The sequence below is a fragment of the Sphingomonas sp. PP-CC-3A-396 genome, assembly GCF_004343105.1.
In the GTDB taxonomy this organism is placed as follows: Bacteria; Pseudomonadota; Alphaproteobacteria; order Sphingomonadales; family Sphingomonadaceae; genus Sphingomonas.
In genome coordinates, this window is the sequence record NZ_SLYF01000001.1 from 599,649 (window position 1) to 615,388 (window position 15,740).

A 15,740-nucleotide genomic window follows, 5' to 3' on the forward strand; every position below is an offset into this window, starting at 1 on the left:
TGGAAGATGCGGTTTGAGACGGGGTGCCGACGGTTCGGGCCTCATACTGCCGAGCAAGTCCTCAATCCGCATCGGTCACCGACAAGAACGTCACGGTCCCGTTCTCAAGCTTTACGCAGGTAAGGACGCCGGTTTCATAGGCTCCGGTATCGATGCCGATCCGGTTGGCGCGGTGTTCGGGCCTGCTGCTCGTCCAAGTATGCCCGTGGACCACGATCTTCTCATGGCGGTTCGGCGAACCGAGAAACTCGTCCCTGATCCACAACAGGTCGGCTTCGGATTGCTCCGCAAGCGGCATTCCCGGCACGATACCGGCATGTACGAAGGCGTAGTCGCCGACCGTCAACATCAGGTCGAGCTGTTCCAAGAAGTGCAGATGGGCGACCGGCAAGCGTTCGAGCAGATCGTCGCGCGCGCGCAAATGCTCTAAGACGTCGGCCGTGGCGCACGGTGGTTCGACGCCATAGGACTGTAGCGTTTCCACGCCCCCGAACCGCATCCAGTCGCGCGCTTGCTCCGGATCTCGAACATAGTCGAGCATCACAGCCTCGTGATTGCCCTTGAGAAAGCGCACATCATACGGTGCATAACGCTTGAGCCAGCAAAGCGCGTCGAGGACGCGCGCGGAGTCGGGGCCGCGATCGACATAGTCGCCACAAAAAATCAGGGTTGGGGCGGCCGTATCGCTTCGTGATGCAACGTCTTGCGCAATCTTCGTCAGCAACGAACGCAGCAGTTCGTAGCAGCCGTGGATGTCACCAATCGCATATATGATTTGGCCGTCGACACTGCCGATGACGGGAGGCGTGCCCGGAGACGGAATAGCTGCCGATGTCACCAATCATCCCCCGTCGATCGCCGCTCTTCAATGAGATCGAGAAGCTGCAGCCGCAAGTCGCGGTAGCGGTCCAGAGTAGCGTCCGGACGGTCAGATGCGCGTCGCTGCAAATTGGTCCAGCGCCTCTGAACGCGCGCCAAAGCCTCGCTATCGACGCCGGCACGACGCGCCGCTTCATAGGTCGTGAGGAGCTGACGATGCGCCGCCAACAGGCTTGGGCGCATGCACCATGCACGCTCATCGTCTGGCAGATCATCACAATTGTCAGCCAACGGGGGCGGGCGCCGGACATTGTCGGATCGAGCGCCTAACCCGGACCGCTCGATTTGAACCTCGGTTTTGCGAGGGGCGGGCAATGTCTTAGAAGTCGATGCGACCACCGTCGGCGGAGAGACCGATGACGCCGACGTCGTATCTGCAGACGCCTGTATCGGATCAGGAAGGGTTACCGGCGGACGCGGGACGAGAGCGGTCTTACGCAACGTTGAGGTTTTTTGCGCCACTGTCGTAGGCCGAGTGGGAGCCACGTCGCCTACGAATAGCGCCAGCCCCGCCGATGCGCCCGCCAGCACAAGTACGCCAATGCCGATGACCGCCGGCATCAACCCCCGCCGCCGCCGCGTCTTCACGATCTTGACGATGCTGGTCGATCGCGGCGTGTCGCGTCGGTCGGTGAAAATTGCGTCGAGATCGCGCGCCACGCCGCTCCGTCGCGTCGCGAATACCGATTCCCGGGTTTCGTGCTCCATTGTTTCACCCTCGGTATCGATGTGTCGGTCGGCGGCGTATTGCCGCGGCAATATGAACGGCGGGCTAATCGCGACCTTGCCGCCGTTAAGGGCCGACGCGATTGCGCAAACGCTTCGACAGGCTACTCGTGATGAACATCATACCGGCTATGGCGAACGACCCACCCCAGATGACCAACACGATGATCAGTGCGATTTTCAGCATTCCCAGTCTCCTAAACGAGGAGACTATCCAAATCGTTCGGCACACCGTCTGAACATAATTGTTATGCGAAGTTCATGATCGTCACTCTGGTTGCGTTCCGCCAGCGCGCCGAACGTCGTCGCTGGGTGGACCCGAGGTGACACACGCGCAGGGGGACAGACACGGGTGGGCGCGCATGCGCTCCACCGATGCCTAGCCGCGAACTGCGGCGTTGCCCGTCGGCTCTTGTCCGCCATGGACGCGTTGGCCCGCCAAGATGAATGGTACCGTTGCAGCGGGACCGGCCTTTCCGAACAGATAGCCTTGCCCGTAGTCACATCCGCGGTCGAGCAGGTAGCGTGCCTGAACATTGGTCTCGATGCCCTCCGCCACGACCTCCATGCCCAATTTGTGACCGAGCCCGACGACAGCGTCGATGATCGCGGCATCGTCGGGATCCGTATCCAGATTGCTGACGAAGCTGCGGTCGATCTTGATGATGTCGACGGGAAAAGCTTTGAGATGCGTAAGCGATGCGTACCCCGTGCCGAAATCGTCGAGTGCGATCTTCACGCCTTCACGACTGAAGACGTTCAGCGCCTCCGCGACGGAGTCCGCGCCGCGACCGAGGAATACCGTTTCGGTGACCTCGAGCTCGAGACGCGAAGTCGCTATGCCCGAGCGGTGCAGGCGCTCCAGAATTCGTGAAACGAGGGATTCGTGGCGGAACTCGGCGGGCGAAAGGTTGACCGCGATGCGCCCGAACTCAACGCCGTCGTCGAGCCAGCGACGCATGTCCTGGATGATTTGGGCGAACATCCGTTCGCTGATACCGGTGGCCAGATCGAGATCCTCGAATGCGGCGGCGATGGTTCCGGGCGCTTGCACACCCAGCGTCGGGTGATGCCAGCGCAGGAGCGCCTCGAAACCACAAACGGCGTCGTCCTTCAGCGAGACCTTCGGCTGGTAATAGGGCATGATCCGGTTATCCCGAGCGGCATCCCGGGCAACGCTGATCATCGAGGACCGTCTCTGGAGGTCGGCGCGCATCGCCGCTCGGAAGGGCAGAAACCCACCACGGTTGCGCTCCTTCCCCGCGTATAGCGCGATGTCGGCGGCCTTGAGCAAATCTGCGGCGCTGGCGCCATCCTGGGGGTACACCGATCCGCCCGCCGTAGCCTGGCAATCGACGATGCGCCCTTCATAGGTAAGGGGCTCACGGAGCGCATCGAGCGCGGTCTGGACCTCGACGACGAGGGTATCCTCGTCGGCTCGTTCGAGAATGACGGCGAATTCGTCGCCGCCAAGCCTGCCGATGGCACCGCGCTTGCCAAAAAAAGTCGTCAGCCGGTCGGCCAGGGTCTGCAGAAGCAGGTCGCCGGCGTCGTGCCCGATCGTGTCGTTGGTTTCCTTCAGATGATCGACGTCGAACAACACCAGAGCAACATGCGTATGATCCCTCGCGGCGGTGGCGATGGCGCTCTCCAACCGCCCCACGAACGCCGTACGATTGGGCAGGCGCGTCATCCCGTCGTGCTCCGCCGTCCATCTGATCCGGTCTTCGACGTTCCGTTCCTCGGTCACGTCGCGCACCGTCACGAGAACGCGGTGCAGCCTGCCCAATGGGGCTTCGATCCGCCACCCGGCCGTCTTCATCCACCGCTCGGCACCCGTGTCGGCGCGCCGGATCCGGACCATCGTCTCGAACCGGTGTCCGCTATGGCCGGCACGAACCGCGCCGATCAACGTCAGCAGCTTGGGTCGGTCGTCTGGCACGACGCGGGACAATGCGGTATCGATGGACGGTGCGGCATCGATCGGCAGGCCCAGCATGGCCTTGAACTCGTCGGACCACTCGCGTCGGTCGTGCGATGCATTATAGTCCCAGATGCCTAGGCCGGCGGCCTGCGCCGCGAGGCGGAAGCGCTCTTCGCTGTCGCGCAGGGCCTGCTCCGCCAACTTGCGATCATGAACGTCCTCCAGCGTCCCGTACCAGCGCAAGACCCGACCTTCGTTATCGAGCCGGGCCACTGCACGCGAACGGACCCATCGATACTCGGCGTTGCACGTCTTCAACCGATACTCGATGTCGATCGGTAGCTTGGTTCTGACCGATGTCCTCCAGGCCTTCGCCGTATCCGTCGCATCGTCGGGGTGAAGCCTTTTGAGCCACTGATCCCCCAAAGCGGCTGATGGTTCTGCGCCCGTCATCTCGGCCCATCGGGGGCTGACGCGTTCGATGCTCCCGTCCGGTGCCGCGGTCCAGTTGATCTGGGGACTAAGCGCCACGGCGTAACGCGCGTCTTCGTCATCCTCATCGAGGCTACCGGTCGACGACGGCTGACCGGCAACGCCCATCGCCGCTTCCTCCGCGGCAAGGACCGCTTCGGCGAAAGGATCTCCAGGTGCATCCCGGTCGTCATGGGACCGAAATTCTTGATGTCCGAGCTGATCCAACCCTCGCCCCTCCGATGCCGCGCATCGTCGCACGTGCCCCACTGATCGACGGTCACGCCTAACGAATGGTAACTGAACCAAAACGGGCGATAATTGCTCTAGTTAGGGTAATCAGGCGCGATCGTCAGCTATCTCCGACCATGGCCTTCACAAGCTCCGTCATCTTGCCGTCCCGTTCAGCGAAACGGAACGGCTTCACTTCATCAACGATAATCTCGTCCGCGAATGGATGGGCGATGAGTTTTCAGGGTCAAACTTCGAACTGAACCACTTGTCCTTTTGGGACATGACTTTGTATTCTTTCACGACACCCCCGTTAAAGCGATTTGATTCGCCCAGTCTTCGAACATCCGCAATTGATCGCACTATGTCGAGCGACGAATTTGTGTGGCGTGGTGGCCGTGAGGAGACGCATATATGGGTCGCCTTAGGATCGTAGCGGTCCCGGTGAATGCGAAGCACAGGTGGCGACGATCACCGGACAACCGCCGAAAGCGAGCAAGTCTGGCGAGATGCTCTGCTTGAAACCTGCAGCGCGGCCATTCCTCCTTCGGGAGAAGGCGGCGACGCAAGTTTTACGTCAGCCATCCAACCAATCGGCTGTAATCTCGCCCCTATGCCCCTCCGGCGCCAGCACAGCGCGGAGGGCTTCCAGAAGAGGTGGCAGCGGCTGCATGAAGGCGTAGGGCGGGTTGATGATATAGAGGCCGGCGCCATTATAGATGCCGGGCTGGTCGGCATCGTACAACCAATGCTCCACCCCCAGCAACTTCGGGATGCCGAGCCGGCGCAACTGCGCCTTCCACTGCCAATGCGTGGCGCGGTCTTTCAGCGGAAACCAGATCACCGTCACGCCATGCGCCCATTTGCGGTGAGCGGCGGCAAGGGTGGCTGTGATCCGTTCTCGCTCATCGAGCTGCTCGTATGGCGGGTCGACGACCACCACGCCGCGCGCAGTTCGGGGCGGCACCATCGCCAGCCAAAGCTCATAGGCGTCGCGCTCATGCACGGCAGCGGATGTGTCGCGCATCACGCCGCGCAGGGTATAGGCATCTTCGGGATGTTTTTCGTTCAGGATCAGGAAATCCTGGGGGCGCAGAAGCTGCGCAAGAACCCGCGGCGAGCCGGGGTACAAGTGCGGCTCGGCCCCGACGTTCACCGCCTGTACGACGGCACGGTAGTCGTCCAGCAACGGGTTCGGGTCGGCAAAGGCCCGCAACACGCCCTGCGTGGACTCGCCGGTGCGTTGGGCGTCCGCACCCTCAAGGTCGTACAGACCGCAGCCGGCATGCGTGTCGATCAGGGTCAGCGCGCCCGGTTTTTGCTGCAAGGCCCGCACGAGGGCGATCAATAGGCTGTGTTTTACGACATCGGCGCTGTTGCCGGCATGGAAGGAATGGCGATAATTCATTGCGACCCAAAATCCTGACGATCTACCTTTATCGTGCTGCTGGACACGGTTGCCAAGCGCAAGGCGACCAAAGCCGCCGATCGGGTGCTAGGAGTGACTCGTTTGCAGACATTCGTAAGCTCCGTTGCGTTTCCCTACTTCGGACGCACATTCCTATCGGTGCGAAAGCTGGCATGCGTGAGTGACCGGACGCTATTTCAGCAGGCGAGCCGGATTGCCTGCCACGGTCACGCCAGCGGGAACATCGCGGGTCACGACACTGCCTGCGCCGACGATCGCGTTGTCGCCGACGGTGATGCCCGGCAGAATCAGCGCCGCACCGCCTATCCAGACGTTTCGACCGATGGTGACCGACCGCCCGAACTCAAGCATTTGGCCCCGCTGAACCGGATCGCGCGGATGATCGGCAGTGAGAATCTGCACTCCCGGACCGATCTGCGTGCCCGCACCGATCTGTACCGGCACCACATCGAGCACCGTGCATCCGAAATTGAGAAACACGCCCTCGCCGAGATAAATGTTATAGCCGTAGTCGCAACGGAACGGCGCTCGGATCGTCGCACCGCGCCCCGCGTGACCAAGCCCTTCCACCAACAGCGCATGGCGCGCCTCCGCGGTCGCCGTCGATGCGCGGTTGTAGCGGTCGAGCCACTCGGCGGCGCGCGCGGCATCCGCGGCGAGTTCCGGGTCGGCGGCGGTGTAAAGCTCGCCTGCCAGCATGCGCTCTTTCTGCGTCATCACGATCAACTCAGGTCGTGGAGGTCTTTGCCCAACGGCGCGGTGATGCTCAGGTCGGAGAAGTGCACGTCCAGTCCGGCACGTTCGGGCGTGCAGGCCATCGGTCCGACCTGATATGCGGAGGCGATCGGAAAGGGCGCGAGCCTGACCAGCGGCCAGGTCTTGCCATCCGCCGAGACCTGCAACCGCAGGACGCCCTTGGCGACGGTCGCGCGCATCCAGAAATCCTGCGCATCATGCTCGTAAGGGCCGGTCGCCCAATCGGACTTTCCGTCGGTCAGCACGCTGCTCAGCATGGCGCGCCCGTCGGACAATTCGATCCCCGCCTTGACCCAGCGTCGTTCGTCGACCCGCACCATGATGCCGGCCTGATCGTAGAGTTTCTGATACTGGCCGCGAATGCGCAATTGCGCGGTAAACGCGGCAGGCGCGGTGAAACCGAGAAAATGACCACTGTCTCGGGTGAAGCCGTAATGCGTCTCGCGCCAGAAATCGCTGCCCTTGTCGGTGACGAGCGTCAGGTCACCGCTGGGTGCGACCTTCCACGACTTCGGCGCATTCAGCCAGCGACCCTCACGGCGTCCAAGCGCCGAAATTCCCGAGCCCTGCGCGGTCGCGACGCCGGCATTGCCCGCGATCGCCAGCGCCGCAGCACCACCGATCACCGTCCGCCTGCTCACCCGATCCTCCGTCATGCCCGCTACCTTTCCATCATTCGCGATGTTATGTACATATGTACACATACCGAGATCGAGGTAAAGAGGCGATGACCCAACAGTCCCGGCGCAACGATCCGGCACGACGGCAGCGCATTATCGATGCGACTCTGGTGGTCGTTGCGGATCATGGAACCGCGGCAACGACCCATCGCCGCATCGCCGAGGCGGCACAGGTGCCGCTCGGGTCGGTAACCTATTATTTCGCGACGCTGGAGGACCTGCTCACGGCGGCCTTCCTGCAATTGGCCGCGGAATCCTCGGCTGCCTTCCGCGCCCGCCTGGACGCTGCGACCGACAGGGCAGCGGCGTGTACGGCAGTCATCGACATCATCGCGAACCAGATTTGGGCGGAACCGCGCACGCTGTTGTTGAGCTACGAACTATACGCCTTTGCAGCCCGGCACCCACCGGTCGGCGCGGTCATGCAAAATTGGATGGACAGCAGCCGAGAGGCCTTGGGCCGGTTCTTCGACCCGCTCACAGCGCGCGCGCTCGACGCGCTGATCGAGGGTATCGGCATCCATAATTCGATCGATCGCGCGCCCCTCGACCGCGATGCGGTCAAGATCATCGTCGAGCGGATTGCCGGTTGTTAGCCGGTCCGATCCATCAGGCTGCCCCAAACCGCCATGATGCCACCTGACAAAGCCATAACAGTCCGGCTCGACACACAATCGGCCATTCGCAGCCCTATTTTAGCCTCCCAACTCCCGCCATTCGCGTATTTCGTTGGACGATGGCTTTCGGACGTCAGGATTGACTGCCTGTTCGCTTTAAAAGGGCGCGCAGGGTTGCTGCGCGCCCTTCAGGCTCACCAGATATGGACCCGGTCGGCGGGGGCAAGATACAGGGCATCACCGGGCTTTACGCCGAACGCTGTGTACCAGGCGTCGACGTTCCGGACGATGCCGTTGACTCGGTAGAATGGCGGCGAGTGTGGATCGGTGAGCAGGCGCGCGCGCGCCGCACCCTCGCGCAGTTTTGCCTGCCACGCCTGCGCATAAGCGAGGAAGAACCGCTGGTCACCGGTCAGACCGCCGATCACCGGTGCCTTGCCGTGCACCGCCTGATATTTTTGATAGGCGGAATACGCCGTCTCGACGCCGCCAAGGTCGCCGATATTTTCGCCGAGCGTGAGCGCCCCCTTCACGTGCACGCCGGGGATCGGTTCGTAGGCGTCATACTGTTTCGACAGCGCAGCCGTGCGCTGCGTGAAAGCAGCACGCGCTTCGGGCGTCCACCAATTCTCGAACTTGCCCGACGCGCTGAACTGGCTCCCTTGATCGTCGAAGCCGTGGCCCATTTCGTGACCGATGATCGCGCCGATCGCGCCGTAGTTGACCGCCGCGTCCGCCTTCGGATCGAAATAGGGCGGCTGCAGGATCGCGGCGGGGAAGGTGATCTGGTTGTTGAGCGGATCGTAATAGGCGTTCACGGTCTGCGGCGTCATCCCCCACAGGGTACGATCGACCGGCTTGCCGAGCCGCGAGAGGTCCAGCTGATGCTGGAACTCGCCCGACCGCATTCCATTGCCGAGCGGATCGCCGCGCACGACCTGGAGCGAGGCGTAGTCGATATACTTGACCGGGTGGCCGATCCGCGGATCGAACGCGGCGAGCTTGGCGAGCGCCTGCGTCTTGGTCGCCTGGTCCATCCAGCCGTTCGCGCCGATCCGCTCCTTGTAGGCGGCGCGAAGGTTGGCGATCAGCTCACCCATCTTCGCTTCGCTCTCCGGTGGGTAATGGCGCTTCACATAGACCTCGCCGACGGCCTCGCCCATCGTGCCGTTGACCAGCGCGATGCCGCGCTTCCAGCGGGCTCGCTGCTGCGGTTGATCCGCGAGCGTCTTGCCGTAGAAATCAAACGTCGCCTGGTCGAACGCCTTGGGCAACATGCTCGCGCTGGCGGATGCGAGCCGGAATTTCATCCAGTCCTGCCACGTCGCGACCGGCGTGGCCGCGAAGATCTTGCCGAGCTCGGTCAGCGCGGTCGAGTTGGTCATGTAGACGGTCGGAAAATTGCCGTATCCCGCGGTCGACAGCAGCAGCGGCCAGTCGAACTCGGGCGCCAGCGCCTTGCGGCCAGCCGCATCCATTGGCTTCAGCATCGCCTTGAGGTCACGGGACTGGACCGGCGACCACTGGACCTTGGCCATCGCGGTTTCGAGCGCGACGATCCGATCAGCCTTGGCCGATGCGTCGGCGATACCCGACAGCGTCAGCATCTTCTCGACATAGGCGCGGTACGCGGTGCGGAAGGTGTCGTATTTGGGACCCTGTTCGAGGTAATAATCACGCCCGCCCATGCCTAGCGAGCCCTGCCCCGCGGCAACCGCGTAACGCTTGGGATCCGCCGGATCTGGAAGCTGGCCGACCTCGACCGGCGCGGCATAGCCGACCGTCGAGAACAAGGTCTGGAGCTTGTGCTTGTCGTTCGCGGCGTCGATCTTGGCAAAATACGGTTTAAGCGGCGTGGCGCCGGCGCGCTCGATCGCGGCCTCGTCCATGAAACTGGCGTAGAGATCGCCGAACTGCTTCGCACCGGGGCCGACCGCGGCCGGATCGCGCGCGGCATCGTCGAGAATTGTACGAACCTGCTGCTCGGCCTGGTCGGCCAGGATCACGCTACCGCCGGCGGACGTGCGATCCGCGGCGATCTCGGTACGCTTGTTCCAGCTGCCGTTCGCGTAGGTCCAGAAATCGTCGCCCGGCTTCACGGCCTTGTCAGCGGCGGTCAAGTCGATCCCGAACGTGCCGTAGCGGGTGCCAGTCGGCGCCGTGGACCTAGTGGTCGTCGGTGGCGCGGTCTGGGCCAGTGCCGACGCGGACAGCGCTAGCGTGGCAACGCCTAGCGACAGGCGGGAGAAATGGTTGAACGGCATCGCAACTCCTTCGGTATGGAAGATTTTATAGGATGTGGAAGTCATTTAGGCGGGGTCCCGCCGCATCAGCCGAGCGAGCGCGGCGAGATTTGGCTTCTGTCCCGCATTCAACAGGCTGGCGCGAAACACGCGCGCGAGCAGGACGAACTCTATCGCGATGAAAAGCGCGAGCGTCAGCGCGCTACCGACAATCTCCCACACCGACACGCCGCCGCCGAGCCGCGCCAGCATCGTGAACGGCGTGTAGAGCGGGATCCAGGTCAGCACCTTGAGTGCGGTAGCGCCCGTGTTCGACAGGATCCCCTGCGCGACGATCGTGAACGGCATCGCAATGATCATAAGCACCGGCGTCAGATAGCTCTGTGCATCCCGCATCGAATCGCTCATCGCGCCGATCGCGAGCAGGATCATCGAGACCATGAGATAGCCTGCCAGGAAGAAGTAGAGCATCACCAGGATGATCCACGGCGAGGCTAGGGGAGCGAGCGCCATGCGCAGGAACGTGCCGACCGCGCCCTGCGTGACGAAGGCAGCCCCTGCCGCGCACAGCGCCCAGACCAGGACCATCGTCAACCCCACAGCGACCGTCCCCGCAAGCTTGCCGTACAAAAGTTCGTCCGGGCTGATGCAGGCCAGCACCGTCTCGATCAACTTGTTCGACCGCTCCTCGACCAGCCCCTGGAGGATCCAGTTGCCAGACAGCAGCAGCGACATCAGCAGAATGTAGGCGCTGAGCAACGGCACGATCGAACGCACCAGCATCCGTTCGCGACCGCCGCCCGGTGCCGGCGTGGAGATGGCGATCGCCGGTACCAGCGTGGTCGCCGCGCCGGCTTGGTCGGGGGAGAGACCGGTCGATCGGAGATAGGCGGCGCGCACCCGCAACGTCAGCACCGACTGCAACGGCTGGACGAAGTTCGCGGCCGGCTGTTCGCTCGACCAAAGGCGCGCGGCGGTCGTGCTCGTTCCGAACCCGCGCGGGATGTACACTACGTAGTCGAGCGGCTTGGCCTTCTTGTCGCCAAACTCGCCGGGTTGAATCAGTGGCTTGAGCATCCGGTCGAGCGCTGCGGGATCGGCCTTGGCGATCGCCGGCGGGGTCGGGACGATCGTGAAGTCGGGCTCCGGCGGATCGAAGGCAGGCGTTTCAGGTGTCGTCGCACGCTTCATCGTCGCCAGCGCGGCCGGCATGCCGCCCGCCTTCACGAACGCCGTGACCTCCGTATCGTCGTAAAGCCGGTCGTGCTGCGCCCAGAGCGCCGCGGGATCCGCCCGGTCGAGATCGTAGCGTTGCGCATAGCGTGAGAGTGCGGTGAGGATGCGCCGCTGCCGATCGCCGTCGAGCCGCGCGCGGATCGCGATCGCCTCGCGGCCTTCGGGATCGATCAGCATCACGCGTTGAACCTTGTCGGAACCCATCAGCTTGGTGGCTATCGGTCCGATTGCGAGCGCGATGGGCAGGATAAGCAGTGTCAGCCAGAAGCTGCGCATGCCGGTGATCTGCCGGAACTCGCGCATCGCGACGAGCAAGATGTTGTGGATCATGACGGCTGCCCCTGCGTATCGGCTGAATGGGTACCGACGAGGTGGAGGAAAACCTCGTGCAGGCTAACGCGGTGCTGGTCGAACCGGCGCAGCGTGATGCCCTGTTCGGTCAGGCATTGCAGGACGTCGGCCGGATCGATGCCGTCGCCAAGAGTCACGTCGTACGTCCGCCAACCGTCCAGATCCGTTGCGACCTCCTCCGCGCGATCCACGCCAGGACACCGCATCGGCGTATCGCGCGAGACGATCTCGAGCCGTGCCGGTAACCGCCCGCGCGCTTCGGGCTGCGTCCCCTCGAACACCTTGCGCCCCTGCGACAGCAGCAGCAGCCGATCGCACAGCCGCTCGGCATGCTGCATGACGTGCGTAGAGAAGATCACCGTCGCGCCACCGCGCGCGGCCCCCAGTATCTCGTCCTCGAGCAACCCCTGGTTGACCGGGTCCAGCCCCGAAAACGGCTCGTCCAGCAGCAGCAGTTTCGGGCTGTTTACCAGGGTGGCGGCAAGCTGGACCTTCTGCGCCATGCCCTTCGACAATTTGTCGATCTGCATCTTGGCCGAGCCCGCCAGTCCGAACCGCTCGAGCAGGTCATGACCCCTGGCGCGCGCCGCGGCGGTCGTCATGCCCTTCAACCGGCCGAAATAGGTGACGGTGTCGATCGCCGACATTCCGCGGTAGAGCCCGCGCTCCTCGGGCATGAAGCCGAGATCGGCCGCATTCTCCCGCCCCGGCGGACAGCCCAGCACCGCGATCCGCCCCGATGTCGGCCGCAGGATGTCGAGCACCATCCGCAGCGACGTGGTCTTGCCCGCACCGTTGCCGCCCAGGAATCCGAAGATTTCGCCCGGCTTCACAGTGAAGCTCAGTGCGTCGACCGCCGTCCGCTCCCCGAACCGCTTCGTTACGTCGTCGAGAACCAGTGCGTCCATTCGCTATTTCCCCGTTTCTATCGTCGCGAACGTTTCGTCCGACGGTTCGTCGGTAACCCTCAGCAGGTCGCCGGGCTGACATTCGAGCACGCGGCAGATCGCTTCCAGCGTCGTGAAGCGGATTGCCTTGGCCTTGCCCGTCTTCAGGATCGACAAGTTGGCGAGCGTGATATCGACCGCCTCGGACAATTCGGTCAGCGTCATGCGGCGCTTGTAAAGCATCTCGTCCAGGCTGACCGCGACCGGCATCAGACCGTCGTTGCCAGGTCGCCGCGCATCCGTGCGCCAATCCGGAAAACACGCGCGAGCACGAAGATCATGACGACCGCGATCCACCCGCCGAGCGATGGGCTCCAGCCCGTCGCGTCGAGCTTGAGCGCGGAGATCCAGCGCATCAGCGCGCCGAGCACGAGATCGAGGCATTGGAGGACCAGCAGTGCCCAGCCAATCCGGCCGAGCAACGTGGCGTTCGCGTCGACGAACGGATCGCCTGCCTGCACTGTCGCGACGATCCGGAGCAGGCTGGCGAAGATTGGATGGATCGCGATCGCGGAAGCGATCCCGAGCACCACCATCAGCCGCATCGCCATCACCGCGTCCGCGACATCGAGCGACGGCCCGTATTTCGCCCCGAGCCGGAGCGCGAGGGCGTGTCCGAGCGGCCAGGACAGCGCGAGTGCTACCGTGAACATCACTAGCAGGACGATGTTCAAGACTAACATCAGCCTCAGCAGGATCGTTGCGCCCGTCAGAACGCGATCCTTCTGCAGTATTGATCGACGCCCCTCACCCACCGCCTCGCCCCCGCACTCTATCGGTAAACGATATTTTGCATATCGATAATCGGCAAGCGACTTTTGATCCATTTCCGTTGTTGTTGGGTGGATCTGGCATAGCGGGCCGGCGGTGTTTGCGGTTATGCTGGGCTACATGTCCCCCAAGCAATCGGCGAACATCCCGGCGGTGAGCGCGGCGGTAGCAGGTCGAGCTGGTCCCGCTAGCGGCCGTCCCAGGTTCCGCTTTCCCGATAAATTTTTCGGATTGTCCGTTTCCAAAGTTGCCACTCAGGGATGCAGAACCGGCAAAGACTGTCCTTCACAGTAGCTGGAATGGCCCACTACAGGGGACATGTTTGCGCGACCGATGCCTCAGCCTGCTGACCCAGTTGCGGACGTTCGCGCACCCTCTCGCGCGTCCCAACTTCAGACGCGCGTTCATGCGGACCCGGCCGGGTCCTCATCGAGCGTCGCGACCCCCATCAGCGGATGCATGACGAAGGTCCAGCCGTCGCCGCCGACAATCATGAGACGCAACGACTGGCGATCTGCGGTGCCGAGCAGCGCCGCCGCTCCTGACGAAGCGGGCAAGGTGACCGTCCTGCCATCCTGACAAATGCCGGTTGCCCAACCACGCCGTCCAGTACGAATCTCGTTGGCCAAGCGCTCAAGCGCCGTCTGGAGCGCCGTGCGCGCACGAGGACCAGTGGCCCACGCGTAACCAACGGGTTCCATCGCCGGTGGTGCAACGACGCTTTGACTGGGCATCTCACGCGGCTGTTTAGCATCACGGCTGGTTATTTGCTTTGGTTGATCGAGAGGACGAACACCATCCATGCGCATCATGCGCGCAAACTCATCCATTGCTCTCTCCTCGGTAGCCGCTTGCGGGGGTATAATGACTAAGACAACCGCAGAGGGTGCGCCATCACCTTCCCCGCTTCCCGACTTTGGACACTCAGTCATCTCCGCGCTAATCGCTATGCAGGTGCGATTTTCCAGCATGAACGTCGCAATGGAGAGGAAAGCGGACTGTGGTTCTCGGGAAGGCCGTGGCGATAGCCGGCATTGGCCACTGCCGCCTTTGGAATCGACCTTAGAGAGGCATGGCTTCCCAGCTGGCACCTTTGATTTGGAACGGTGGGTCGGACCAACAGGTAATAATGTGGCCTAAATTCGTCTGATGTTATCTGTGCATCACTGGCCTGTAGGGCAGTTGTCGAGCTACGCCGACCGGCGACAGCTCGAACCTGATACGTCGAATGCAGCCACGACGACCAGTTGCACTTTCGCTGACCCGCGCGCTCGAGAGAACAGATCGCGCCGCCTCACCAAACGCCTCGTCCGGCTCGGACGCCAGGATGCGGACGTTGCCGATCGCTCCCCAGGGGGCGGTATCGTAGCCGACTACCGCCACGCCCTTGATACGCCGACGCGCGAACGCTGACGGATAAGCGCTGCCGTCGAGAAGTGCAGAGATCGAGGTCGGATCGACCACGCACCCTGGCTGCTCCCCGTTGTCACGAGGCGCATCGGCAGGAAGTTCCGGGGCAGTACGCTCCGACGGTTCAGCGCCGTTGAAATGATACGTACAGCCGGTGAAGCCAATTCCTGGTTCGTAGCGGTTGTTCGACAGCGCACTCGCGCCAGCGCGGTCCAGCGCTTGGTTGCCAGAGCTGCCGAGCACGCGAACGGTGTTCGGCTTGCCGGCTCGATCAACATCGTAGGCGAGAAACACCCACGATGCGGCACCCGGAGGCCGCGCAATCTTCTCGAACGCCGGTAGGTTGAGGCGACGATACTGGCCAGGGCCTCGCCTGCAATCGGAGCCAACGGGACGGAGTCGATCGTACACGGTCCCGACGGTACCTTCCGTCTCCGGTCGGCTCGCGAGTTCGTACAGCACCTGCAGCGGTGCGGCGTCGATAGGCACCGTCAAGCCAGTGTAGGTGATCGAACATTTGGATCGCGGGTCCCCCGCCGGGAAACGAGAGACCGCCAGCGACGGAGCGATATCGCTCGTGTTGACATAATAGCCCGGGGTAGATGCCGTGGCGGTACGCCGGATCGTGCGCGTACGGCCGTCCGCGTCGATTACGAAGTCGTAGCGAAGCACCAATGCGGGTGCGCTTTGAATCGCTGGCCCGTAGCGGTTGACGACGACCGGCAGTGACATGACCACGCCGGTCCCGGGCATGGGGGTCTCAGCGCACATTATCTGGCTCGGCACAAAGGTGACGATCTCAATCCTCTGCCCCGTCACGGGTGCGGCACTTACGACAACGGCCATTTTCTTCCTCTCCGTCGAGCAGAAGCGTCAGCTATTATTTCATATCGTTTCGACCACCAAGGCTTCTCCAATGCCGCACCGTAAAATACGCCGGCAAGCCTGCCCGCCGATTGTGTCGCTATCGTAATGGTTTGATAGCGTGAATTCGGATCAAAAATAGACATCAAATTCGGTGGAGTTCGTATTGACGCGCGCCCTGCCGCCGATAAGCCCAGCACTAATA

Annotated in this window: 15 protein-coding genes; 2 read left to right on the top strand and 13 right to left on the bottom strand. The window is 63.0% G+C overall.

Annotated features, from left to right (window positions below):
- Positions 1–61 precede the first annotated feature (61 nt).
- The 6 genes from C8J40_RS02705 to C8J40_RS02735 form a co-directional block, all read right to left on the bottom strand.
- Complete coding sequence (locus C8J40_RS02705) at positions 62–838, bottom strand: metallophosphoesterase family protein (protein ID WP_243693171.1); 777 nt, start codon at positions 836–838, stop codon at positions 62–64.
- Entirely contained in the window at positions 835–1,587 is a 753-nt protein-coding gene (locus tag C8J40_RS02710; protein WP_132895656.1) for a hypothetical protein, read from the bottom strand. Before C8J40_RS02710 ends, C8J40_RS02705 begins: the two co-directional genes overlap by 4 nt.
- A gap of 397 nt (positions 1,588–1,984) precedes the next feature.
- Positions 1,985–4,228, bottom strand: a complete 2,244-nt coding sequence (locus tag C8J40_RS02715; RefSeq protein ID WP_165911346.1) for a GGDEF domain-containing phosphodiesterase — start codon at positions 4,226–4,228, stop codon at positions 1,985–1,987.
- Positions 4,229–4,808: 580 nt separating this feature from the next.
- Positions 4,809–5,639, bottom strand: coding sequence for a 23S rRNA (adenine(2030)-N(6))-methyltransferase RlmJ (gene rlmJ / locus C8J40_RS02725; protein ID WP_132895658.1), 831 nt, complete (start codon positions 5,637–5,639; stop codon positions 4,809–4,811).
- A gap of 192 nt (positions 5,640–5,831) precedes the next feature.
- Positions 5,832–6,377, bottom strand: coding sequence for a sugar O-acetyltransferase (locus tag C8J40_RS02730; RefSeq protein WP_279432579.1), 546 nt, complete (start codon positions 6,375–6,377; stop codon positions 5,832–5,834).
- Positions 6,378–6,382: 5 nt separating this feature from the next.
- Complete coding sequence (locus tag C8J40_RS02735) at positions 6,383–7,072, bottom strand: DUF1349 domain-containing protein (protein WP_132895659.1); 690 nt, start codon at positions 7,070–7,072, stop codon at positions 6,383–6,385.
- A gap of 71 nt (positions 7,073–7,143) precedes the next feature.
- Between C8J40_RS02735 and C8J40_RS02740 the strand changes: the two genes are divergently transcribed.
- The gene (locus C8J40_RS02740; RefSeq protein ID WP_132895660.1) at positions 7,144–7,692 is read left to right on the top strand and encodes a TetR family transcriptional regulator; all 549 of its coding nucleotides are present in this window, start codon (positions 7,144–7,146) and stop codon (positions 7,690–7,692) included.
- Positions 7,693–7,907: 215 nt separating this feature from the next.
- Here C8J40_RS02740 and C8J40_RS02745 read toward each other — a convergent pair whose 3' ends face one another.
- The 7 genes from C8J40_RS02745 to C8J40_RS02775 all read right to left on the bottom strand — a co-directional run bounded on the left by C8J40_RS02745 (position 7,908) and on the right by C8J40_RS02775 (position 15,403).
- Complete coding sequence (locus C8J40_RS02745; RefSeq protein WP_132895661.1) at positions 7,908–9,977, bottom strand: M13 family metallopeptidase; 2,070 nt, start codon at positions 9,975–9,977, stop codon at positions 7,908–7,910.
- 45 nt (positions 9,978–10,022) lie between these two features.
- Complete coding sequence (locus tag C8J40_RS02750; protein WP_132895662.1) at positions 10,023–11,522, bottom strand: ABC transporter permease; 1,500 nt, start codon at positions 11,520–11,522, stop codon at positions 10,023–10,025.
- The gene (locus tag C8J40_RS02755; protein ID WP_132895663.1) at positions 11,519–12,451 is read right to left on the bottom strand and encodes an ATP-binding cassette domain-containing protein; all 933 of its coding nucleotides are present in this window, start codon (positions 12,449–12,451) and stop codon (positions 11,519–11,521) included. The genes C8J40_RS02750 and C8J40_RS02755 overlap by 4 nt, the downstream gene beginning before the upstream one ends.
- Positions 12,452–12,454: 3 nt before the next feature.
- Positions 12,455–12,700, bottom strand: coding sequence for a helix-turn-helix transcriptional regulator (locus C8J40_RS02760; RefSeq protein WP_132895664.1), 246 nt, complete (start codon positions 12,698–12,700; stop codon positions 12,455–12,457).
- A complete protein-coding gene (locus C8J40_RS02765; RefSeq protein ID WP_243693172.1) occupies positions 12,700–13,173 on the bottom strand; it encodes a DUF2975 domain-containing protein in 474 nt (157 codons plus the stop codon). The genes C8J40_RS02760 and C8J40_RS02765 overlap by 1 nt, the downstream gene beginning before the upstream one ends.
- 492 nt (positions 13,174–13,665) lie before the next feature.
- Positions 13,666–14,091 (bottom strand): hypothetical protein, encoded by a 426-nt coding sequence (locus C8J40_RS02770; protein ID WP_132895665.1) that lies wholly within the window; start codon positions 14,089–14,091, stop codon positions 13,666–13,668.
- Positions 14,092–14,413: 322 nt separating this feature from the next.
- Positions 14,414–15,403, bottom strand: a complete 990-nt coding sequence (locus C8J40_RS02775; RefSeq protein ID WP_243693173.1) for a TonB family protein — start codon at positions 15,401–15,403, stop codon at positions 14,414–14,416.
- On the opposite strand from C8J40_RS02775, the gene C8J40_RS20150 reads away from it, so the two are divergent.
- Positions 15,402–15,644, top strand: a complete 243-nt coding sequence (locus tag C8J40_RS20150) for a hypothetical protein (RefSeq protein WP_165911347.1) — start codon at positions 15,402–15,404, stop codon at positions 15,642–15,644. The two genes, C8J40_RS02775 and C8J40_RS20150, sit on opposite strands and share 2 nt — an antisense overlap.
- Positions 15,645–15,740: the final 96 nt, after the last annotated feature.

Bases quoted from the DNA above. Each gene is read 5' to 3' on its own strand.
- C8J40_RS02710 (WP_132895656.1), bottom strand. From the start codon at position 1,587: ATGGAGCACGAAACCCGGGAATCGGTATTCGCGACGCGACGGAGCGGC.
- rlmJ (WP_132895658.1), bottom strand. From the start codon at position 5,639: ATGAATTATCGCCATTCCTTCCATGCCGGCAACAGCGCCGATGTCGTA.
- C8J40_RS02730 (WP_279432579.1), bottom strand. From the start codon at position 6,377: ATGACGCAGAAAGAGCGCATGCTGGCAGGCGAGCTTTACACCGCCGCC.
- C8J40_RS02735 (WP_132895659.1), bottom strand. From the start codon at position 7,072: ATGACGGAGGATCGGGTGAGCAGGCGGACGGTGATCGGTGGTGCTGCG.
- C8J40_RS02740 (WP_132895660.1), top strand. From the start codon at position 7,144: ATGACCCAACAGTCCCGGCGCAACGATCCGGCACGACGGCAGCGCATT.
- C8J40_RS02745 (WP_132895661.1), bottom strand. From the start codon at position 9,977: ATGCCGTTCAACCATTTCTCCCGCCTGTCGCTAGGCGTTGCCACGCTA.
- C8J40_RS02750 (WP_132895662.1), bottom strand. From the start codon at position 11,522: ATGATCCACAACATCTTGCTCGTCGCGATGCGCGAGTTCCGGCAGATC.
- C8J40_RS02755 (WP_132895663.1), bottom strand. From the start codon at position 12,451: ATGGACGCACTGGTTCTCGACGACGTAACGAAGCGGTTCGGGGAGCGG.
- C8J40_RS02760 (WP_132895664.1), bottom strand. From the start codon at position 12,700: ATGCCGGTCGCGGTCAGCCTGGACGAGATGCTTTACAAGCGCCGCATG.
- C8J40_RS02765 (WP_243693172.1), bottom strand. From the start codon at position 13,173: ATGTTAGTCTTGAACATCGTCCTGCTAGTGATGTTCACGGTAGCACTC.
- C8J40_RS02770 (WP_132895665.1), bottom strand. From the start codon at position 14,091: ATGGATGAGTTTGCGCGCATGATGCGCATGGATGGTGTTCGTCCTCTC.
- C8J40_RS20150 (WP_165911347.1), top strand. From the start codon at position 15,402: ATGACCACGCCGGTCCCGGGCATGGGGGTCTCAGCGCACATTATCTGG.
- C8J40_RS02775 (WP_243693173.1), bottom strand. From the start codon at position 15,403: ATGTCACTGCCGGTCGTCGTCAACCGCTACGGGCCAGCGATTCAAAGC.